Origin of the sequence: Klebsiella sp. A-Nf5 (genome assembly GCF_002810545.1) — a bacterium.
GTDB lineage: Bacteria > Pseudomonadota > Gammaproteobacteria > Enterobacterales > Enterobacteriaceae > Klebsiella > Klebsiella variicola.
In genome coordinates, this window is the sequence record NZ_PIOG01000258.1 from 1 (window position 1) to 22,027 (window position 22,027).

The 22,027-nt window shown below is 57.4% G+C and carries 20 protein-coding genes; 5 read left to right on the forward strand and 15 right to left on the reverse strand.

Translation table 11 applies throughout. The features are described from left to right. Nucleotides 1-425: 425 nt before the first annotated feature. The 6 genes from folA to CWM53_RS24715 form a co-directional block, all read right to left on the reverse strand. Nucleotides 426-905 carry a type 3 dihydrofolate reductase gene (gene folA / locus CWM53_RS24685; RefSeq protein ID WP_008807476.1) on the reverse strand — a complete coding sequence of 160 codons (480 nt, stop codon included), beginning with the start codon at nucleotides 903-905 and terminating at the stop codon, nucleotides 426-428. A gap of 174 nt (nucleotides 906-1,079) precedes the next feature. Continuing rightward, complete coding sequence (gene kefC, locus CWM53_RS24695; protein ID WP_074386893.1) at nucleotides 1,080-2,945, reverse strand: glutathione-regulated potassium-efflux system protein KefC; 1,866 nt, start codon at nucleotides 2,943-2,945, stop codon at nucleotides 1,080-1,082. Next, nucleotides 2,938-3,471: a glutathione-regulated potassium-efflux system oxidoreductase KefF gene (gene kefF, locus CWM53_RS24700; protein WP_008807478.1), complete on the reverse strand. Its 534-nt coding sequence runs from the start codon at nucleotides 3,469-3,471 to the stop codon at nucleotides 2,938-2,940. The genes kefC and kefF overlap by 8 nt, the downstream gene beginning before the upstream one ends. 95 nt (nucleotides 3,472-3,566) lie before the next feature. Next, nucleotides 3,567-4,871, reverse strand: a complete 1,305-nt coding sequence (locus CWM53_RS24705; RefSeq protein ID WP_032756190.1) for an MFS transporter — start codon at nucleotides 4,869-4,871, stop codon at nucleotides 3,567-3,569. Between the two features lie 70 nt (nucleotides 4,872-4,941). Then, nucleotides 4,942-5,892, reverse strand: a complete 951-nt coding sequence (locus CWM53_RS24710; protein ID WP_012542880.1) for a 2-hydroxyacid dehydrogenase — start codon at nucleotides 5,890-5,892, stop codon at nucleotides 4,942-4,944. Between the two features lie 210 nt (nucleotides 5,893-6,102). Next, nucleotides 6,103-7,095, reverse strand: a complete 993-nt coding sequence (locus tag CWM53_RS24715) for a LacI family DNA-binding transcriptional regulator (protein WP_008807481.1) — start codon at nucleotides 7,093-7,095, stop codon at nucleotides 6,103-6,105. A gap of 236 nt (nucleotides 7,096-7,331) precedes the next feature. On the opposite strand from CWM53_RS24715, the gene idnO reads away from it, so the two are divergent. The 3 genes from idnO to CWM53_RS24730 are packed head-to-tail and all read left to right on the forward strand — an operon-like array spanning nucleotide 7,332 to nucleotide 9,106. After that, nucleotides 7,332-8,096 carry a gluconate 5-dehydrogenase gene (idnO, locus tag CWM53_RS24720; RefSeq protein ID WP_025713774.1) on the forward strand — a complete coding sequence of 255 codons (765 nt, stop codon included), beginning with the start codon at nucleotides 7,332-7,334 and terminating at the stop codon, nucleotides 8,094-8,096. 15 nt (nucleotides 8,097-8,111) lie between these two features. After that, nucleotides 8,112-8,642: a gluconokinase gene (locus tag CWM53_RS24725; protein WP_008807483.1), complete on the forward strand. Its 531-nt coding sequence runs from the start codon at nucleotides 8,112-8,114 to the stop codon at nucleotides 8,640-8,642. Then, entirely contained in the window at nucleotides 8,639-9,106 is a 468-nt protein-coding gene (locus CWM53_RS24730; RefSeq protein ID WP_100631634.1) for a YhcH/YjgK/YiaL family protein, read from the forward strand. The genes CWM53_RS24725 and CWM53_RS24730 overlap by 4 nt, the downstream gene beginning before the upstream one ends. A 48-nt stretch (nucleotides 9,107-9,154) precedes the next feature. Here CWM53_RS24730 and CWM53_RS24735 read toward each other — a convergent pair whose 3' ends face one another. The 9 genes from CWM53_RS24735 to citC all read right to left on the reverse strand — a co-directional run bounded on the left by CWM53_RS24735 (nucleotide 9,155) and on the right by citC (nucleotide 20,147). Next, nucleotides 9,155-9,388, reverse strand: a complete 234-nt coding sequence (locus CWM53_RS24735) for a YgdI/YgdR family lipoprotein (protein ID WP_002888059.1) — start codon at nucleotides 9,386-9,388, stop codon at nucleotides 9,155-9,157. Nucleotides 9,389-9,556: 168 nt separating this feature from the next. After that, on the reverse strand, nucleotides 9,557-12,781 hold the full coding sequence (gene carB, locus CWM53_RS24740; protein ID WP_061155801.1) for a carbamoyl-phosphate synthase large subunit: 3,225 nt from the start codon (nucleotides 12,779-12,781) through the stop codon (nucleotides 9,557-9,559). A gap of 17 nt (nucleotides 12,782-12,798) precedes the next feature. After that, a complete protein-coding gene (gene carA, locus CWM53_RS24745) occupies nucleotides 12,799-13,947 on the reverse strand; it encodes a glutamine-hydrolyzing carbamoyl-phosphate synthase small subunit (RefSeq protein WP_061155802.1) in 1,149 nt (382 codons plus the stop codon). A 457-nt stretch (nucleotides 13,948-14,404) separates the two neighbouring features. Further along, nucleotides 14,405-15,226, reverse strand: a complete 822-nt coding sequence (gene dapB, locus CWM53_RS24755; protein ID WP_061155803.1) for a 4-hydroxy-tetrahydrodipicolinate reductase — start codon at nucleotides 15,224-15,226, stop codon at nucleotides 14,405-14,407. A gap of 238 nt (nucleotides 15,227-15,464) precedes the next feature. After that, the gene (gene citG / locus CWM53_RS24760; RefSeq protein ID WP_100631635.1) at nucleotides 15,465-16,373 is read right to left on the reverse strand and encodes a triphosphoribosyl-dephospho-CoA synthase CitG; all 909 of its coding nucleotides are present in this window, start codon (nucleotides 16,371-16,373) and stop codon (nucleotides 15,465-15,467) included. An 18-nt stretch (nucleotides 16,374-16,391) separates the two neighbouring features. Then, complete coding sequence (citF, locus tag CWM53_RS24765; protein WP_061155805.1) at nucleotides 16,392-17,918, reverse strand: citrate lyase subunit alpha; 1,527 nt, start codon at nucleotides 17,916-17,918, stop codon at nucleotides 16,392-16,394. 10 nt (nucleotides 17,919-17,928) lie between these two features. Beyond that, the gene (citE, locus tag CWM53_RS24770; RefSeq protein WP_012968960.1) at nucleotides 17,929-18,798 is read right to left on the reverse strand and encodes a citrate (pro-3S)-lyase subunit beta; all 870 of its coding nucleotides are present in this window, start codon (nucleotides 18,796-18,798) and stop codon (nucleotides 17,929-17,931) included. Next, nucleotides 18,795-19,088: a citrate lyase acyl carrier protein gene (gene citD, locus CWM53_RS24775; protein ID WP_012542888.1), complete on the reverse strand. Its 294-nt coding sequence runs from the start codon at nucleotides 19,086-19,088 to the stop codon at nucleotides 18,795-18,797. Before citD ends, citE begins: the two co-directional genes overlap by 4 nt. 30 nt (nucleotides 19,089-19,118) lie before the next feature. Then, the gene (citC, locus tag CWM53_RS24780) at nucleotides 19,119-20,147 is read right to left on the reverse strand and encodes a [citrate (pro-3S)-lyase] ligase (RefSeq protein ID WP_040972889.1); all 1,029 of its coding nucleotides are present in this window, start codon (nucleotides 20,145-20,147) and stop codon (nucleotides 19,119-19,121) included. A gap of 256 nt (nucleotides 20,148-20,403) precedes the next feature. Here citC and citS point away from each other — a divergent pair, with 256 nt between their 5' ends. Further along, nucleotides 20,404-21,744: a citrate/sodium symporter CitS gene (citS, locus tag CWM53_RS24785; protein ID WP_100729991.1), complete on the forward strand. Its 1,341-nt coding sequence runs from the start codon at nucleotides 20,404-20,406 to the stop codon at nucleotides 21,742-21,744. 156 nt (nucleotides 21,745-21,900) lie between these two features. Then, nucleotides 21,901-22,027 (forward strand): OadG family transporter subunit (locus tag CWM53_RS24790; RefSeq protein ID WP_206052725.1); only part of this gene is annotated, 127 nt, incomplete at its 3' end.

Genomic DNA, 22,027 nt, shown 5'->3' on the forward strand with positions numbered 1-22,027 from the left:
GTCCCGTAGGCCCGCGCAAGCGCAGCGCCGCCGGGCAAGAACAGCGGACGCGAAGCCACTTTTGTGTCGGGTGGCGGCTAACGCCTTACCCGGCCTACATTTCCTTGCGATTTGTCGCCCGGCAGCGCTCCCGAAAGACGAAGCCCGCGACGGGAAACATGACGCAGTCCCGTAGGCCCGCGCAAGCGCAGCGCCGCCGGGCAACAACAGCGGGCGCGAAGCCACTTTTGTGTCGGGTGGCGGCTTACGCCCTATCCGACCTACATTTCTTTGCGATTTGTCGCCCGGCAGCGCTCCCGAAAGACGAAGCCCGCGACGGGAAATATGACGAGATACTGAGTGCGCAATCGTCGCGGAATTCACGCAAAAGAAAACCCCGGTCACGCCAGGCGCGACCGGGGTTTTTTCATTGCTATCCTTCCCGCTTAACGGCGTTCGAGGATCTCAAAGCAGTAGCTGTGGGAGTTCTGCGCGTCAGCGTCATGAAACTCGCTGAACACCGACTCCCACTCGTCCGGATCGTAATCCGGGAAATGGGTATCGCCTTCCACTTCCGCATCAATGTGGGTCAGATAGAGCTTATGCGCTTTCGGCAGGAACTGCTCATAAACGCGGCCGCCGCCGATCACCATAATCTCTTCCACATCACCGCAGGCAGCAATCGCTTCCTCCACTGAGGAGACCCACTGCACGCGATCGTCGCTGCCGGGTTTGCTGCTGATCACGATATTTTTACGCCCCGGCAACGGGCGCCCAATGGATTCCCAGGTCAGACGCCCCATCACCACCGGCTTATTTAACGTGTTGCGTTTGAACCAGGCGAGATCGGCAGGCAGGTTCCATGGCATGGCGTTTTCCATACCAATGACGCGATCTACCGCTAACGCCGCAATCAGACTGATCATTCATTCATTCCCGAGTGCAAAAAATTGTCGCCACTATACGGAAAGCGTACTACTTCGTCGACTGGCCGGAAGGTAAAGAATAAGAAAATTTTCTGATTTGCTGGCAAGCCCACGTTCACACCGTGGGCCGCCAGAACCGGTTCTAAACGGAAAACAAAATGTTACTGACGAGCGTCAGGCTGAGGGCTTATTTTCCGGCTCATCGGCAATATCCCCGGTGTGCCTGCCCTCTTCCGTCCCCTGCCAGCCGTGACGCTGCACCAACGACAGATGATGACGATCTTCGTTAATGATGCCGGTGAGCATATCGCTGGTACGCTTGAAGACCGCCACCCGCGACGCTGCGTCGTTTTCCGCCATCGCCACCATCTCTTCAACCATCTGCAGGTTGAAACGACGGAACAGATCGGCCCGCTCGCGGGCTTCATACGCGCCGAGCCCCAGCGCCTCCAGCGTCATCCGGCCGGACTTCAGCGCCGCCTCAAAGGTTTCACGCTCCGGGGCCTCGACGCCAGCCTGGCGCAGCTTGATGTAATGATCGACATCGCGGGCGCGGGAGATAATCTGCAGATGCGGAAAGTGCTCTTTCACCCTCTCCACCAGCTCAAGGCTGACGTGCGGATCGTCGATGGCATTGATCAGCACTTCCGCCTTTTCAGCGCCGGCCGACTCCAGCAGGTCGACCCGGGTGGCATCACCGTAGAAAACCTTCATATCAAATTTGCGCAGGGTATCAACATGGTCCGGGTCGTGATCGAGGATCACCATTTTCACTCCGCTGGAGAGCAGCACACGACCGGCTATTTGCCCGTAGCGACCAAAGCCGGCGACAATCACCCGCGGCTGCTCTTCATCAATCTCGTCAGCATCGCGCGCCTGGCCGCTGGCCGATTTCTCCAGGCGAGTCAGCAGGACCAGCAGGACTGGCGTTGCCGCCATCGACAGCGCTACCGCCAGGGTCAGCGCCTTTGCCCATTCTCCGTCCAGCACATCCGCCATCCGCGCGGCGCCAAAGACCACAAACGCGAACTCGCTTCCCTGCCCCAGCAGCACCGCAAACCAGCGGCGCTGGGCGCGTGGCACGCCCAGCGGCCTGGCGATAAGCCACAGCATCAGCATTTTTATCGCCAGGAAACCGAGCAGCAAAATAACGATACGCAGCGGATGGGTAACGAGAGTGCCGAAATCAATCGACATGCCGACGCCGATAAAGAACAGCCCCAGTAGCAGCCCTTTAAACGGCTCGATATCGCTCTCCAGCGCATGGCGATACTCGGAGCTGGCCAGCAGCACCCCGGCGAGAAACGCCCCCATCGCCATTGACAGCCCGACTTCCTCCAGCAGCAATCCAAAGCCGAAGACCAGGAACAGCGCCACGGCGCTGAACACTTCGCGCAGGCCGGAACGGGCGACAAAGCGCAGCAGCGGACGGGTCAGATAGCGCCCCAGGGCCACCACCAGCGCCAGCGCCGCGGCCACCTTCAGCGCGGAGATAGCAAACGCCACCAGCGAAGTGGCGCCGCCGCTGGCCGCCAGCAGCGGGATCATCGCCACCAACGGGATCGCCGCGATATCCTGGAACAGCAGCACCGCGAAGGCGCTCCGCCCCATCTGCGACACCGTCAGATTGCGCTCATTCATCGCCTGCATCGCAATGGCAGTGGAAGAGAGCGCCAGGGTCATGCCTATCAGCTCGGCCACCTGCCAGCGCAGGCCCAGCAGCATACAGAACAGGCCAATCAATACCCCGCAGGCCACCATCTGCAGCGCGCCGCCGCCGAACACCGAGGCGCGTAGCTTCCACAGCCGCTGCGGATCCAGCTCCAGACCAATCACGAACAGCATCAATACCACGCCGATCTCGGCAAAGTGCAGAATCGACTCGGCATCGGTCACCAGCCGCAGCCCCCACGGGCCGATAATACAGCCAGCGATCAGATAGCCCAGCACCGACCCCAGCCCCAGGCGGACGGCGATGGGCACAATCAGCGCCGCGGCGCCCAGGTAAATCAGCGCTTGTATCAGGGTATGGCTATCCATTCTGGTGTGCCTCCTGCCAGTCGATTAAGCGTTGACGATAGTGGCGGGCCTGCGCCTGCAGCGTTTCGTCATCGCAGATAAAGGTGCAGTGCATGGCGAACGGCGGCAGCCATTTCATCCCACAGTAAAGCGCGGTTGCCTGCAACGGCTGCGCCAGCACCGGAAAACCGGGGAATGAGCCGATGTCAAAGTGGCTTTCACCGCCGCCGGTGGTCACCGCCCACATCAGCGATTTACCGCGCAGGGCAATACCGTTGTGACCATAGGCCCAGCCGTGCGCCAGCACTTTATCCATCCACAGCTTCAGCAGCGGCGGCACGCTATACCACTGCATGGGATGCTGCCAGATAACCAGATCGGCACGGGCCAGCGCCGCCTGCTCGGCGGCGACATCGATATTAAAGTCGGGATAGAGTTGATAGAGGGAGCGTATCTCTACGCCTTCAAGCGTCCCTGCCTGTTCAAGCATTCGCTTATTCGCATGAGAATGCTGCGGATAAGGATGCGCATAAATTATCAGAATCATTGATTGGCCTGTGTTTGCTCTTGTCATAATCAGCAAGAGTGTAGACAGTTAAGCCAACGGCTTACAATGATAACTGTGATTTATGTCGCAGTGGGTTACGCATTTCGGGGTTGATTCTTGATCGCCACATCAGAATCGCTGTCGACCAGATCGCATTGCTTCGGTAGCAGAAAGGTCATTGTACCGGCGATAATCAACGAACCGGCCAGGGCGCAGACCGCCACATTCTGGCCGTAGAGATACATCATCACACCCACCAGATAGGGGCCACAGAATCCGCCGAGATTGCCCAGGCCATTGATCACCCCGCGTGCGCTGCCCGCCACCTCCGGCGAAGCGATACGCCCCGGCATCGACCAGAACGGACTGGTAGCCGATTTGAGAAAGAAGCCGCAGATCACCAGCGCGATATAGGCCGCCACCATATGGTCGCGCAGCACCACCGATGCCACCAGCGCTGCCGCAAAACTGTAGAGCGAGAAGCGAACCCACAGACGACGCTTACCGCTGTGGTCGCTGAACAACGAAATCACATAGATCCCGGCCAGCGTGGCGACAAACGGCAGCACCGCCAGGAAGCCAACGCTGGCCATGTTGCCGCCGGTTAACCCCTTCAGAATGGTCGGCAGCCACAGCGTGTAGCCATAATCCCCGGTCTGGTAGAAAAAATTGAGGATCACCAGCTTCATCAGTCCGGCATTACCAAACACATCCTTCACCGGGGCCTTGCTGACTGGGGCTTCGGCCTGCTTCGCCGCACGCTCGGCGGCCAGGGTGGTCACCAGATAGTCACGCTCGCGGGCGGGCAACCAGTGGGCCTCTTGCGGACGGTCGCTGATCATAAACCACCACACGACCAGCACCACCAGCGACAACAGCCCTTCGATGATAAACAGCCAGCGCCAGTCAAGCGCCGCAATAATGGCGCCGGAGACCGGCGCGGTGAGCATGCCGCCGAGCGGGGCAAACATCATCACAAACGCGTTCGCGCGACCCAGCTCTTTTTCCGGAAACCAGTTACTGACCATGGTCAGCACTACCGGCAGCATTCCCCCTTCCGATACCCCGAGAATAAATCGCAGCACCAGCAGTTGATATTGATGAGTTACAAACCCTGTTGCCACGGAAACGATAGCCCAGGCTACCAGCGACCAGGCAATAAATTTTTTACCGCTGCCGTTAACCGCAATTCGCCCACCGGGAATTTGCAAAAATAAATAACCAATAAAAAAGATACCGCTGGCCACGCCGGCCATTTGGCTGGTAATGCCTAAATCGGCCTCCATGCCGCCCGGCAGGGCAAAGCTAATATTAACCCGGTCCATAAATGACATAATGCAGGCAATTAACACCGGCACAATGATACGCAGCCAACGGGTGCTGGGAATTTTCTCGTTCATATATTTGCACTCTCTATGCAGAGGTTATTGTTTTGATTGAGATCGCGCGGGTACAGAAATAAAAAGCTAATTAATCGATAGCGTTTGGCAGCGCTGCGCCGGCAAACCAGGCGGCGACGTTAGCAAAAACCACTTCGCTCATTTTCTGTCGTGTTTCCTGCGTGGCGCTGGCGACATGCGGCTGCAGCACCACGTTATCGAGGGCGATCAGCGCCGCCGGGACCTGGGGTTCCTGTTCGAACACATCGAGCCCGGCCCCGGCGATAACGCCGTTTTGTAACGCGTGGATCAACGCCTTTTCATCCACCAGCGAACCGCGGGCAATATTGATAAGCCAGGCATGCGCCGGCATCACGTTAAACACCGAGGCGTCGATGATGCCGCGGTTCGCCTCGCCGCCGGATGCGGCAATCACCAGAAAATCGCTCTCATGCGCCAGGGTATGCAGGTCGGCACACCACTGATAATCGAGGCCCGCTATCTTTTTACGGTCGGTATACAGCACCTGCATATCAAAACCCCGCGCCCGGCGGGCGATCGCCTGGCCAATATTCCCCATACCCAGCAGGCCGATACGCTTCCCGCTCACCTGAGTCGCCAACGGCATACCACCGCTCAGCCAGCGTCCTTCGCGGACAAAGCGATCGCCCTGACAGAGCTGACGGGAACCGGCCAGCAGCAGCCCCATCGCCAGGTCAGCGACATCATTCGTCAACACCCCGGAGGTGATGGTGACGGCAATTTGCCGCGAGCGGGCATACGCCAGATCCACCGCATCGGTACCGACGCCAAAGATGGCAATCAGCCCAGCCTGAGGCAGCAACTCAAGGACGCTGTTTGCTACGCCGACGTCGCCGCGAGTGACCACGACGGCAATGTTCTCACCTTGCTCACGCAGAAAGGCGATCGGGTCGTCCTGCTCGTAGAGACGCAGCAGCGGGAAATGCTCCGCCAGCTGCAGCTGCAGGGTTTCAATTACGGGGGCCACTAAAAGGACGGCGCGGGGAATAACACTCTTCATCAGATCACCTGTTTGACGTTTGGTTACGACGGTAGCCACTATCAAACGGGTTTTTACCGGGGGATTTTGCGATCTGTATCACGCTGAATCGTGTTAAAAATGCGTGTTACCGGACGCGTGATCGTGAAGACAAAACGGCGACCAGACAGGCGATGGACCGCGCGCGCATTAACCTTTCGCTAACACGCGGTAGGCGCTGGCTGATGGACGTTAAATCGTTTCGCCCATCGACAGGCGGTAGTGGAGATCCACTTTTTCAATGGTGGGCAGTCCTTTGATTTTCTTTATTAAAATCTCTGTCGCTACTTTCCCCATCTCGAAGCGCGGCGTCAGGACGCTGGCCAGCCGGGGAGAGACGATCTGGCCGATCTCCAGGCCATGAAAGCCCGCGATAGCCAGCTCCTGGGGCACGCTGATACCGGATGCCAGGCACTCCTGTAACACGCCCACCGCCAGATCGTCATTAGTGCACAGGATACCGTCCATATCGGCGTACATTTGCCGCGCCAGGGTCATCATGCCGGTGCCAATGGAAACCGACGAGACTTTATTCGGCGCAATGCGCCCCACCGCCAGCCCGGCATTCTCCATCGCCCGACAGTAGCCCAGATAACGCTGCTCGTCGCGGACATCGGACATCGAGCCGAAGTAGATGATCCGTCGTTTACCGCTGGCCAGCAGCATGGTGGTCATATCGAAGCCGGCCTGGAAGTTATCGAATCCGACGTTGATGCGTCCCGGATTCTCCGCCAGCCCCATCACTTCAGCGATCGGGATCTTCGCGGCATTCAGATACTTGTCCGCCCGCAGGGAGTGCACCGACTCGGTCAGCAGCAGCCCTTTCACGTTAAACGCCAGCACGGCGGCAATCTGCTCCTCTTCACGCTGGCGATCGTAGTCGTAATTCACCACCAGCGTCTGGTAGCCATGCCCGGCGGCGACAGATTCGATACCGGCCAGCAGATCGGCAAAAATTTGATTATGAAAGGAGGGAATGAGTACGCCAATCCGCGGCACGGCGACGCTGGTCATCGCCGGATTATCCGGGTCGGGCTGATAGCCGATCTCCGCTATCACGCTGGCAATGCGCTCCGCCGTCTCCGGTTTCACCTTTTCCGGGGTGCGTAAATAGCGGCTAACGGTCATCTTGGTTACGCCAGCCAGCTCGGCAATATCATGGAGCGTAATGCGTTGTGCTTTCATCTGTGTGTCCGCCAAATACCTGACTGCTTCAGGCCATTATGCCTGTCGGGGGGTAAAAAGAGAATGCCAGTCCGTAGCCGTTAACCCGTTGAGTCAGCGAGATTTACCGGCAGCGTCACGTTTAAGGTAACCCCTTTTTGTAACACGGTTTCGAGTGATCTTCATCACAGTTTCCCCCGGTAAAAATCCGTGAGATAGGGCACAGGTTTTCTTCAGCCGCTAATCAGGATATCGAGATGAACGATCTTTTCAGCTTACAAGGTAAACGCATTTTAATTACGGGTGCAGGACAGGGGATCGGTTTTGTCATGGCCCAGGGTCTGGCGCAATATGGCGCAGAAATCATTATTAATGACCTTTCTGCCCCGCGAGCGGACGATGCAGTGATGAAGCTCCGCGATGAAGGCGCCATCGCCCATGCTGCGGTATTTAACGTGACCGATGCCGAGGCCGTTGAAGAGGCCATTGCCGATATCGAAGCGCATATTGGCCCAATCGACGTGTTATTCAATAACGCCGGGATCCAGCGTCGACACCCGTTTACCGAATTCCCGGTGCAGGAGTGGAATGACGTGATTTCGGTTAACCAGACGGCGGTGTTTCTCGTCTCTCAGGCCGTCGCGAAGCGCATGGTTGACCGCCAGCAGGGAAAAATCATCAATATCTGCTCCATGCAGAGCGAGCTGGGGCGCGACACCATCACCCCTTACGCCGCCGCCAAAGGCGCGGTGAAGATGCTAACCCGCGGGATGTGCGTTGAGCTGGCGCGGCACAACATTCAGGTCAACGGTATTGCCCCGGGCTACTTTAATACGGCGATGACCCGGACGCTGGTTGAGGATAAGGCGTTTACCGACTGGTTATGCAAACGCACCCCTGCCGCCCGCTGGGGCGATCCGCAGGAGCTGGTCGGCGCTGCCGTCTTTTTATCGTCAAACGCGTCGAATTTCGTCAACGGCCATCTGCTGTTCGTTGATGGCGGCATGCTGGTCGCGGTCTGAGAGAAGGAGCGCATGATGGCAGGACAATGCATTATTTTGATGGGCGTCTCCGGGACCGGCAAATCCACCGTCGGTCAGGCATTGGCCCACGCGCTGGGGGCGAAATTTATCGACGGCGACGACCTTCATCCACGCAACAATATCGTCAAAATGGCCACCAGCCAGCCGCTAAATGATGAGGATCGTCAACCGTGGCTGACGCGTATCGCCGACGTTATTTTCAGCCTTGAGCAGAAAAACGAGTCTGGTGTATTGGTCTGTTCCGCATTGAAGAAGCGCTATCGCGACCGCCTGCGTGAGGGGAACGCGAAGCTACGCTTCCTGTGGTTGACCGGGGATTATGACTGCATTTTGCAGCGTATGCGCCAGCGTAAAGGCCACTTTATGCCAGAGGCGCTACTGCGTAGCCAGTTTGCCGCCCTGGAGACGCCAGACGCCAGTGAAAGCGATGTTCTGGCCGTCGATATTACCCCCGACGTCGCCAGTATTGTCGCTCACTCATTAACGTTACTTCATTCGCAACAACCGCAGAGGATCCCGGCATGATTATCGATACCTTAACCGCCGCCGCCGAAAATGAGCTCTATCCGCCGGTGATTCGCCAGGCGCTGCAGGCCGTATTACAGCAACAACCGCACGCGCTGCCGCCGGGGAAATATACCGTCGAGAGTGATAATGTGTTTTTTACCGTCGTCGAAGGTCACACCCGGCCGCTGAGCGAGCAACGCCCGGAATATCATCGTCAATATCTCGACATTCACATTGTGCTGAAAGGCGAAGAGATCATCGGTGCCGGGAATAAAGGGCTGCCGCTCGTTGAAGATGGCCCCTTCAACACGGCGCAGGATATCGGTTTCTGCCAGGCTATCGACAGCGAAACGCTGATTCATCTCCACCCGGAAGAGCTGGCGATCCTCTTCCCCGGTGAATTACACCGCCCGATGGCCTGCCTCGATCAAGGCGCAGCGTTGCGCAAAATCGTGGTCAAAATCGATCGCGCGCTGCTGTAACGCGATCGTTCGGCCCCGCACGCTCCCCGCGGGGCCTGGGATAACCACTTAGTTATCCAGCTCATCCATGGATTTTACCTGGTCGCGGTTAATCTGCTCCACGCGGCCGGTTTCGGCATTTTTGTATGAGACGAGGCCGGTGTCATCATCCACCTGCGGTTTGCCGCTGGTGACAATGGTCTTGCCATCGGTGGTTTTGATCGACTGATTCGATGAGCAGCCGGCCACGAACATGATTGCCGTCGCTGCCAGTGCGGATGCCACCAGAATATTGTTCCGCATTGTATCCTCCTGTCTTTTCATCAATAGGTATCGTTATGGTGCTAACTATAGTTAGCCTGACCCGACAGGTGGTTAAAAGCAGAACTCTCCGAAGATGACCGTAGCCAAAAAAAAGGGCTGACGATGTCGTCAGCCCAGGCTTGTTGTTATCCGGCCAGGCCGGTGCGCTTATTTGGTGATTTGCGCGTGCATTTCCTGAACCGAAATCACCTTCTCGGTGGCATCGGCATTCAGCGCCATCGCAGTGGCAAAGCCGCCGTTCAGGGTGGTGTCGTAATGCACCTTGTACTGCAGCGCGCTGCGGCGAATCAGCTTGGAGTCTTCAATCGCCTGGCGACCTGCGGTGGTGTTGATGATGTAGGTGTATTCGCCATTCTTGATACGGTCCTGAATATGCGGACGACCTTCATGCACCTTGTTCACCAGACGCGGGTTGATACCCGCTTCGCCCAGTACAATCGCCGTACCGTGGGTCGCATCCAGCTCAAAGCCAAACTTCAGCAGCTTCGCCGCCAGGTCGACCACGCGCTCTTTGTCGCCTTCGCGAACGGAGAGCAGTGCACGACCCTTTTTCTTCATGGTCGAGTTGCTGCCCAGCTGCGCTTTGGCGAACGCTTCGGCAAAGGTGCGACCCACGCCCATCACTTCCCCGGTAGAGCGCATTTCTGGCCCTAACAGCGGGTCAACGCCCGGGAATTTGTTGAACGGCAGGACCACTTCTTTCACCGAGTAGTACGGCGGGATGATCTCTTTGGTCACGCCCTGCTGCGCCAGCGTTTTACCGGCCATTACGCGCGCCGCGACTTTCGCCAGCGGGACGCCGGTGGCTTTGGAGACGAACGGTACGGTACGCGCCGCACGCGGGTTCACTTCAATCAGATAAACTTCGTTATCTTTCACCGCGAACTGGACGTTCATCAGACCACGAACCTGCAGCTCGAAAGCCAGCTTCTGCACCTGCTCGCGCATCACATCCTGAATTTCCTGGCTCAGCGTATACGCTGGCAGGGAACAGGCTGAGTCGCCGGAGTGTACGCCCGCCTGCTCGATATGCTCCATGATGCCGCCAATCAGCACCATCTCGCCGTCGCAGATAGCATCGACATCCACTTCAATCGCGTCGTCGAGGAAGCGATCCAGCAGTACCGGTGCATCGTTGGAGACGCTAACCGCGGTCTGGAAGTAGCGGCGCAGATCCTGCTCGTCGTAAACAATTTCCATCGCCCGGCCGCCAAGCACGTAAGACGGACGAACCACCAGCGGGTAGCCAATCTCTTTCGCTCTCTCTACCGCCTGCTCAATAGCGGTGACGGTGGCGTTCGCCGGCTGCTTCAGCTTCAGACGGTCAACCGCGTGCTGGAAACGCTCACGGTCTTCCGCGCGGTCGATAGCGTCCGGGCTGGTGCCGATAACCGGTACGCCTGCGGCTTCCAGGGCGCGCGCCAGCTTCAGCGGCGTCTGGCCGCCGTACTGGACGATAACGCCCTTCGGCTTCTCGATGCGCACGATTTCCAGCACGTCTTCCAGGGTCACCGGCTCGAAGTACAGACGGTCGGAGGTGTCATAGTCGGTAGACACGGTTTCCGGGTTACAGTTGACCATGATGGTCTCGTAACCGTCTTCGCGCAGCGCCAGAGAGGCGTGTACGCAGCAGTAGTCAAATTCGATACCCTGGCCGATACGGTTCGGGCCGCCGCCGAGGACCATGATTTTATCGCGGTCAACGGACGGGTTGGACTCACACTCTTCTTCATACGTGGAGTACATGTAGGCGGTATCGGTGGCGAATTCGGCGGCGCAGGTGTCCACGCGCTTGTAGACCGGGTGCAGGTCATACTGGTCGCGCAGCTTGCGAATTTCCGCTTCACGCACGCCAGCCAGTTTCGCCAGACGCGCATCGGCAAAGCCTTTACGCTTCAGGGTGCGCAGGAAGTCGGCGTCGAGGCCGTTGATGCCCACTTCCACCACTTTCTCTTCCAGACGCACCAGCTCTTCAATCTGCACCAGGAACCAGCGGTCGATATTGGTCAGGTTGAAAACGCCGTCTACCGAGAGACCGGCGCGGAAAGCATCCGCGATGTACCAGATACGCTCGGCGCCAGCGTCTTTCAGCTCGCGGCGGATTTTGGTCAGCGCTTCCGGGTCGTCGAGGCTCACTTTCGGGTCGAAGCCGGTAGCGCCCACTTCCAGGCCGCGCAGCGCTTTCTGCAGCGATTCCTGCTGGGTGCGGCCAATCGCCATCACTTCGCCGACGGATTTCATCTGGGTGGTCAGACGGTCGTTAGCGCCGGCGAATTTTTCGAAGTTAAAGCGTGGAATTTTGGTGACCACGTAGTCGATGGACGGCTCGAAGGAAGCCGGAGTGCGGCCGCCGGTGATGTCGTTCATCAGCTCGTCGAGGGTGTAGCCCACCGCCAGCTTGGCCGCCACTTTAGCAATCGGGAAGCCGGTGGCTTTCGAGGCCAGCGCCGAAGAGCGGGAGACGCGCGGGTTCATTTCGATAACGATCAGGCGACCGTCTTTCGGGTTCACCGAGAACTGCACGTTAGAGCCGCCGGTTTCCACACCGATTTCACGCAGGACCGCCATCGAGGCGTTACGCATGATTTGGTATTCTTTGTCGGTCAGGGTCTGCGCCGGGGCAACGGTGATGGAGTCGCCGGTATGGATCCCCATGGCATCGAAGTTTTCAATCGAGCAGACGATGATGCAGTTGTCGTTCTTATCGCGCACCACTTCCATCTCGTACTCTTTCCAGCCGATCAGCGATTCATCGATCAGCAATTCATTGGTCGGAGAGAGATCCAGGCCGCGTTCGCAGATTTCTTCGAACTCTTCGCGGTTATAGGCGATACCGCCGCCGGTGCCGCCCATCGTAAAGGACGGACGGATAATGCACGGGAAGCCAACGTCGGCGGCAACCGCCAGCGCTTCTTCCATGGTGTGGGCGATGCCGGAGCGCGCGGTGTCGAGGCCGATTTTCTTCATCGCCACGTCGAAGCGACGACGGTCTTCCGCTTTATCAATCGCGTCGGCAGTGGCGCCGATCATGGTCACGCCGAACTCTGCCAGCACGCCCTGACGTTCCAGCTCCAGCGCACAGTTCAGCGCCGTCTGGCCGCCCATGGTCGGCAGCACCGCATCCGGGCGCTCTTTTTCGATAATTTTACGTACCACTTCCCAGTGAATCGGCTCGATGTAGGTCGCATCGGCCATTTCCGGGTCGGTCATGATGGTCGCCGGGTTGGAGTTCACCAGGATAACGCGGTAGCCCTCTTCACGCAGGGCTTTACAGGCCTGCGCGCCGGAGTAGTCAAACTCACACGCCTGACCGATAACAATCGGGCCCGCGCCCAGAATCAGGATACTTTTTATGTCTGTACGTTTTGGCATTGCTCTTTTACTCCTGATTATTTCGCGGACTGACGGTAGAGCTCAATTAACTCGATAAAATGGTCGAACAGCGGCGCGGCATCGTGCGGCCCCGGGCTCGCTTCAGGGTGCCCCTGGAAGCTAAACGCCGGTTTGTCGGTACGATGAATGCCCTGCAGGGTGCCGTCGAACAGTGACTTGTGAGTCACGCGCAGGTTGGCTGGCAGCGTGGCTTCATCAACCGCAAAACCATGGTTCTGAGCGGTAATCATCACCACGTCGTTATCAATATCTTTAACCGGGTGGTTGCCGCCGTGGTGGCCGAACTTCATCTTAATGGTCTTCGCACCGCTCGCCAGCGCCAGCAGCTGATGGCCAAGGCAGATGCCGAATACCGGAATATCGGTCTCAAGGAATTTTTCAATCGCGTCGATAGCGTAATCGCACGGCGCCGGGTCGCCAGGGCCGTTAGAGAGGAAAATACCGTCCGGATTCAGCGCCAGGACATCCGCCGCCGAGGTCTTCGCCGGTACCACCGTCAGGCGGCAGCCGCGATCAACCAGCATGCGCAGGATGTTGCGTTTTGCGCCGAAGTCATACGCCACGACGTGGAAGGGCAGCTCGCTCTCCGCTTTCGCTTCCGGCAGGTCGCCCGCCAGGGTCCAGCTGCCTTGCGTCCAGCTGTAGGTTTCTGCGGTGGTCACTTCCTTCGCCAGATCCATGCCGTTCAGGCCCGGGAACGCTTTCGCTTTTTCCAGCGCCAGTTGAGCATCCGGGTTGTCGCCCGCGATGATGCAACCGTTTTGCGCCCCTTTCTCACGCAGCAGACGCGTCAGCTTGCGGGTATCGATATCGGCAATCGCCACAATGTTATGGCGCTTCAGATAAGAAGAAAGATCTTCAGTATTGCGGTAGTTGCTGGCAATCAGCGGCAGGTCGCGAATAACCAGACCCTGCGCGTGTACCTGAGAAGATTCTTCATCGGCGGCGTTGGTGCCGACATTACCAATATGAGGATAAGTAAGAGTGACGATTTGGCGGGAATAGGAAGGATCAGTGAGGATTTCTTGATAACCGGTCATTGAAGTATTGAAAACGACTTCCCCAACCGCCGTGCCGGTTGCCCCGATGGCCCGACCGTGAAACTGGGTTCCGTCTTCCAGAACCAATAGCGCTGACTTAATCAAAACACCCTCCAGAGAATATCCACTCACTTTATTTGCATATTAATTCATAAACACGATCTGAATCAATGCAAATCTGTTGCCCGCAGAATTTTGGCAAACGGCGGCATTCTGGAGAGATGTCGGATAAAAGTCAACTTAAAGCGGAGATTTTTAATGTCATTTTACGCCACTGGCGCATAACACGTGATTTTTACGCCAAAAAGATCAACAAACCTGGCTGAGAAAACGCTTGCGGAAGGAAAAGAGTGTAAAACCTGGCGACGGAGAGCTCAAAAGTGGACCAAATGGTCAAAATTTACATTTCATTCACCCAAAACAGCAGAAAAATGATACTTTATAGCCAACTAATGCAAAAATACAAACCAAACCCATAAAAATAAAAAAGGGCAACAATATATTGCCCCTTGCATCAATGACTTATTGATTGCAATAACCACATCACGATGGGTAATAATCGTTATAAACTGTTCAAATCCAGCACATCACGCATGTCAAAAAGACCACTTTTCTTATCTTTAAGCCATAATGCCGAACGAACTGCACCATTAGCAAAGGTCATGCGGCTGGACGCTTTATGGGTGATTTCAATACGCTCGCCAATATCGGCAAACATTGCCGTATGTTCGCCGACGATATCGCCCGCACGGACGGTCGCGAAGCCAATGGTGCCCGGAACGCGTTCGCCGGTATGACCTTCACGACTGTAGACGGCGCAGTCCTTCAGATCTTTGTTCAATGCTCCGGCGATCGCTTCGCCCATCGCCAGCGCGGTGCCTGACGGTGCATCCACTTTATGCCGGTGGTGCGCTTCGATAATTTCGATGTCGGTGTAGTCGCCCATCACCTTTGCCGCCTTCTCCAGCAGCTTTAACAGGACGTTGACGCCGACGCTAAAGTTAGCGGCGAAGACAATGGCAATCTCCTGCGCGGCGTCGCGAATCGCCTGTTTGCCGGCGTCGTCAAAACCGGTGGTGCCGATGACCATCCCTTTGCCATGCTCGCGGCAAAACGCCAGATGGTTCAGCGTGCCTTCCGGGCGGGTAAAATCGATCAACACGTCGAAATCATCTTTTACCGCCGTGAGGCTGCTCTGCACCGCGACGCCCGCTTTGCCGGCGCCCGCCAGCTCCCCGGCGTCGCTGCCCACCAGGCTTGACCCTTCGCGCTCCAGCGCCGCGCCCAACGCCACGCCTTCCATCTGCAATGCAGCCTGAATTAACTGGCGTCCCATCCGGCCGCCCGCGCCGGCGATGGCCACGCGGATTTGTGCATCATGCATAGCTATTCTCTTTTGTTAACATTACGTAAATTGTTTTCAGAGTAACCAGCCCGTCAGCGGGCCGCTACTCAAAAACGCCGATAATTAGAAATTTATGACAAACGGCGGACGATATCAGTAAAAACTATACGATTGTGCCGCAATTCCACGTTGACGTAGTGACAACCGGGAAGGCTAATGATGGCGCCTTCGCCCGCACAATGCGGGCGAAAGCGGTGTTGTAGTGGGTTATAGCGGGTTATAGCGGGAAAAGTGCGCCGGCGGGAAACGCGGATAAAAACCAGGTCACCGCCAGCAGATCGGCGCTGCCGCCGGGGCTGAGATGGCGGGCAATCAGCTCGTCGTCAAACTGGCGCAGCGCCTCCAGCCCGCCGTCAGCCAGCACACCGCCCTGCCACAGCAGTCGCTGCGCCTCCTGCTGAACAAAGTTCAGCCCGGCAAGCCCGCCACGCGAGACCAGGTTAGTGTCATCATTCCACGCCATCAGATGCAGCAAGGTTTGCAGCAGTGCCAGATTGCTGTCGCCGGTCTCCTCCATCATGCGGGTAAAGACCGGTAATGCCTGGGTACGCACCGTCAGGAAACCGCTTTCCGCCTCGCCGCGGGCCCCGGAGAGGCCATAACGCAGAAAATGGGCCTCACCTTTACTGAGCCGTTCCCCACTCGCGGCGGACAATTCCTGCATAACCATGCCGCGACAGAAGCGCGCCACCTGGTCACAAAGCCGGTGTTGTTCAATCGGCTCACCTTTCGACACCAGCCTTCCCGCCGCCGCGCTCAGCAAACCGAAAGCGAAGATCGCCCCGCGATGGGTATTCACCCCGCCGGTGGCCTCCAGCATATCGTTCTCACAGGCCATCCCTACCGGGCGCAGCATCATCAATACCTGCTCCGGCGCGACCGCCGCAGTATCGTGACCCATGATAAAAAACTTCTCCATCCACGGCGCCACCACCGCGGTGCTGGCCTCAAACGAGGCCAGATCCATATCCCGGTGCGCGCCAGCGTTACGAATATCCACCAGCCCGGGCTTGGGGGTCAGGCGAACTTCGGTCAACAGCGCGCGCTCTACCGCGCTGACCACCTCTTCGGCGCTCAGTGGCTTCACGCGCCGCACACGCGCAGGATTCATTAACACGTCGCTCATGGCCTTTCCCCTCTGCGTTTAGTCGCTGTTTTTCACCTGACGAATCACATCGATGACTGAACCGTCGCGATAGCGCACGACCGCCACCACCCGATCGGTAAATTCGATCGGCTGCGGCTTGCCGGTCAACAGCTCTGCACGCTGCTGCAGCTCCTCAATGGTCATCAGCGGAATACCCGCATTGCGTAAATTGTCGATCAGGTCCTGGCGCGCCGGGTTTACCGCAATGCCGTGGTCGGTGACCAGTACATCCACGCTGGCTCCGGGCGTCACACGGGTCAGCACTTTTTCCACGACGCAGGGAATACGGCCGCGAACTAACGGCGCGGTAATGATGGTCAGATCCGCGCCGGCGGCGGTATCGCTATGTCCGCCGGATGCACCGCGCAGCACGCCGTTGGAGCCGGTCATCACGTTGACGTTAAAGTCGGTATCGATTTCCAGCGCGCTGAGCATCACCACGTTCAACCGCTCGCAGGAGGCGCCCTTGGAACCTGGACTGGCATACTGGTTGGTGGAGATCTCGACGTGGTTTGGGTTCTGCGCCAGCGAGCGCGCGGCGTCGCCATCGAACGACTGGGTATCAAGCAGCGTTTTGATCAGCCCCTTTTCGTGCAGATCGACCATCGTGCCGGTGATGCCGCCGAGGCCGAAGCTGGCGGTGATGCCGTTACGGCGCATTTTGTCTTCGAGGAAGCGGCTGACAGCCAGCGAGGCGCCGCCGGTGCCGGTCTGCAGCGAGAAGCCATCTTTAAAGTAACCGGAATGCTCGACCACCTTCGCCGCCTGGCGGGCAATCAGCAGTTCGCGCGGGTTGCTGGTCAGACGGATCGCCCCAGCGGTAATTTTTTCCGGATCGCCGACTTCGTCCACCTGGACGATCAGATCCACCTGATCCTGGGCAATGCTGGCCGGATAGTTTGGGTAATCCACCCACGCTTCGGTCAATAGCACCACGCATTTGGCATGTTCCGCATCAACGCGCGCATAGCCCAGCGAACCACAACGTGATTTACCGCTAAAGCCATTGGCATTACCAAACTCATCACAGCAGGGGACGCCGAGAAACGCGACATCAATCGACAGTTCGCCGCTTTGAATCAGCTGTACGCGACCGCCGTGAGAGTGGATCTGCACCGGGTTTTCCATCAGGCCGGCGGAGATCTCCTCGCCCAGCTTGCCGCGCAGACCGGAGGTGTAGATCTGGCGGATCACGCCATTTTTAATATGCTCGATCAGCGGCCAGTGGGCGTCGATCAGCGAACTGGATGCCAGGGTCAGATCGCGAAAGCCCATCTCCGCCAGCTTCGCCACCACCATATTGACCACTTTGTCACCGCCGCGAAACGCGTGGTGGAACGAGATAGTCATACCATTTTGCAGGCCGGAGCGACGGATTGCCGTTTCCAGCGAGTCGCAGATTTTACGCTGGCGCTTTTCTGTTTCACTGGCCAGCCATGGGCTTTTCGCCGTCACGCCGCTATAAGGGGTCAGTCCTTCCGGCATCACGTACTGCTGATTAAGCATTGCTACAGTTTCTTTCATCTTGTTCCCCTTAATCACGAATACCGGAAGCCGAGAGCGCCACCACTTTGCGAGCGTGGTCGATAATCGGTCCGTCGATCATCTTGCCGTTCAGCGACACCACGCCCAGACCGCGCGACTCTGCCTCTTCCGCCGCGGCAATCACCTCCAGCGCATGGTCGACCTCTTTGCGCGTCGGGGCATAGACCTGATGCAGGAGTTCAATTTGTCGTGGGTTGACCAGCGATTTGCCGTTGAAGCCGAGGTTTTTCGCCAGATTCGCTTCCGCGAGGAAGCCCTCTTCGTTGTTGATATCCGACCACACCACGTCATAGGCGGCGATGCCGGCAACGCGCGCGGCATGCAGCACGGCGCAGCGGGCATAGAACAGTTCAGTACCGTCACCACGGGAGGTGCCCATATCCATGACGTAGTCGAAAGCCGCCAGCGCGATCGCCGCCAGACGCGGGCTGGCGCGGGCAATCTCTACCGCATTCACCACGCCCAGCGCCGACTCGATGGCCGCCATGAGTTTGGTGCTGCCCACTTCCCGGCCGCATTCGCGCTCAATCCGCTCAACATGCGCTTCCAGCTCATGGATATCTTCTTTGCTGTCGGTTTTCGGCAGACGCACCATGTCCACGCCCGCGCGTACCACCGCTTCAAGATCGGCCAGACCAAACGGGGTGTTCAGCGGGTTAATGCGCACCACGGTTTCGATATCCTGATACAGCGGATGCTGCAGCGCCTGATACACCAGCAGACGGGCGGTATCTTTCTCCCGTAACGAGACGGCATCTTCCAGGTCGAACATCACCGCATCAGCACCGTAGACGAATGACGTGCTTAACATGGCGGCGTTGGCGCCAGGGATAAACAGCATACTGCGACGTGGTTTCATAGCTGGCTCCATTGCAATTGAGACTGTTGCGCCGCGCGCAGCGCCGCGGCCTGTACGCGGGCTCGCAAAACACACTCCAGGGCGCCTTTATCATCGACCACCACGTTGGCCTGCTTCACGCCAAGCTGCGCCAGCGTTTCTCTGACCACCTGCTCGATCGCGGCGCCAAACTGTTGTTTCACAATGCTGTCGATTTCCAGCTGAATGCCCGGCTGCGCCGCCGGTCCAATCCTGACCATCACATCGCTGGACTCCAGCGTGCCGGCCAGGGCGTCAATCTTCATTTCCATAGGGGAAAATCCTTAGTTAGGGCGTATAAATCAGGCGGTTTGATGTTCGCTCTCCGCCAGTTGCATCAGAAAAGAGAGGGTTCCCGGCGGCACCAGCGCCGCGACGGCTTGCCAGTTGCGCTGTCGGTACAGCTCGCGCACGCGAGAAGCGGATATCGGCCCACCGTTTTTTTCGATACGCGCCAGCTCAACCACTTCAACAGGCGGCGCATCACCGGGCGCTTCCAGCAACGCTTTCATGCGCTGGTTGTAGCTGCGGGTCAGCGAACACAGCGGCTCGGTGCCAACAAAGCGATGGGTGATCTGCAGCGCCGGGGCCAGGCGTTCGCGGAAGATCTGCAGGTCGATCTGGCTGTGGCAGTCATCGACCACGCCCTGCTCTTTGAGGAAGTAGCCGGGGAACGTCGCCCGTGAGATGAGGTACGCCGAACCGGGATGCAGCGTCACCTTGTCGATGCCGGCAATACCTTTTTCGATAAGCGTAAAGCGATCGTGATAGGAAAAGCAGGAGGCATCTTCCTTCACGACAAACAGATGCAACCAGTCGCACTGGCGTGCCGCCTGCTCCACCAGCCAACGGTGGCCGAGGGTAAACGGGTTGGCATTCATCACGATGGCGCCGATTTTGCGCCCCGGCTGACGGTACATCGCCAGCTGTCGGCAGTAGCGGGTCAGCCGTTCGCGGCTATTTTCCATTAATACGGCGCGATCGCCCGCCTGGGCAATTGGCCAGAAGCCTGCCCCGGAAAAGAGCGCAGCGTTACTGGGTTTAGTGAATAAAAACAGCTCGCTGCGCCCCAGCTCATAGGCCAGCGTCAGGAGCTCGGTCAGTAATTTAAGGCTCAGCCCCTCCCCCTGCAGCGAGGGATCGATGGCGATGCATTTCAGCACATTGCCGGCGATAGCACCGCAGCCGACCAGCCGCTGCTGATACTCGGCGATAATCGCCATTTCGCAGTCGGCCTCTAACGACAGTTGATGCTGGCGGAGAAACCGATCGATCGCCTCTCGCCGCGGTTTATCTTTTAATAGCTGAACGCGTTTTAATATCAGTGTCATTTTTTAGCGCTTCGTCATTTCAAAACGACCTGTATTTCGCCAGCGTTCGGCTATGGATTCTTGTATTTAAGTCACAGTTTTTCTCGTGGCTTAATTGGCTTTATGGTTTTTATGTTGTTAATTAATTCAGAATAATAAAAACAATTAAATTAATAAAAAACACGAGTATTCAGTGAAGGTAATCACACCTTACCACTGGGTCTATTTATTACTATGCGCCGGTCTTAATACTCCATCGATAAACAGGATAACGTTTATGACTAACATGAGTCAGGCTCCGGTAACGGAGAAGAAGGGCGTTAGCGACCTGCTGGGATTTAAAATCTTCGGCATGCCGCTACCTCTTTACGCGTTTGCGTTAATTACACTATTACTTTCACATTTCTATAACGCTTTACCCACCGACATTGTCGGCGGTTTCGCCATCATGTTTATTATCGGCGCCTTGTTCGGCGAAATTGGTAAACGCCTGCCAATATTCAATAAATATATCGGTGGCGCACCGGTGATGATTTTCCTGGTGGCGGCTTATTTCGTCTATGCCGGTATTTTCACGCAGAAAGAGATCGATGCCATCAGCAACGTGATGGATAAGAGTAACTTCCTTAACTTATTCATCGCGGTATTAATTACCGGTGCGATTCTGTCGGTGAACCGCCGCCTGCTGCTGAAATCGCTGCTCGGCTACATCCCAACCATCCTGATGGGCATTATCGGCGCGTCGATTTTCGGTATCGCTATCGGTCTGGTGTTCGGGATTCCGGTTGATCGTATCATGATGCTCTACGTTCTGCCGATCATGGGCGGCGGCAACGGCGCGGGCGCGGTACCGCTGTCGGAGATTTATCACTCCGTCACCGGCCGCTCACGTGAAGAGTATTACTCTACTGCCATCGCTATCCTGACCATCGCCAACATCTTCGCCATCGTCTTTGCCGCGATACTCGATATCATCGGTAAAAAGCACACCTGGCTGAGCGGTGAAGGCGAACTGGTGCGTAAAGCCTCATTCAAAGTGGAAGACGATGAAAAAGCGGGACAAATCACCCATCGTGAAACCGCCGTCGGCCTGGTGCTGTCCACTACCTGCTTCCTGCTGGCGTACGTCGTCGCCAAGAAAATCCTGCCCAGCATTGGCGGCGTTTCGATTCACTACTTCGCGTGGATGGTGCTGATCGTTGCGGCGCTAAACGCCTCCGGCCTGTGCTCACCAGAAATCAAAGCCGGCGCCAAGCGTCTGTCTGATTTCTTCTCTAAACAGCTGCTGTGGGTACTGATGGTCGGCGTCGGCGTCTGCTACACCGACCTGCAGGAAATCATCAACGCCATCACCTTCGCTAACGTCGTTATCGCCGCCATTATCGTTATCGGTGCGGTGATCGGCGCGGCGATCGGCGGCTGGATGATGGGCTTCTTCCCAATTGAATCGGCGATCACCGCAGGCCTGTGTATGGCTAACCGCGGCGGTTCCGGAGACCTGGAAGTCCTTTCCGCCTGTAACCGTATGAGCCTTATCTCTTATGCACAAATCTCCTCCCGTTTGGGCGGCGGTATTGTGCTGGTCATCGCCAGTATCGTGTTCGGCATGATGATTTAACCCATTTGCACGGTGGCGCGTTGGACTGACGAGGTAAATGGCTTATCAGGGTCCAATGCCGGGAGCGGCAGAGGGAAATCCACCCTACTCCTTAGCCGGAAACGCCAGAAACGTCGCCAGGCAGCGCGCCATCGTGCCTCTATTTGAGATGTACCAATGACTGACAATGCCGTCCTCCTGGGCGAAGGCTTCACCCTGATGTTTCTCGGCATGGGCTTTGTGCTGGTGTTCCTGCTGCTGCTCATCTTTGCCATTCAGGGAATGTCCCTCGCCGTGAACCGTC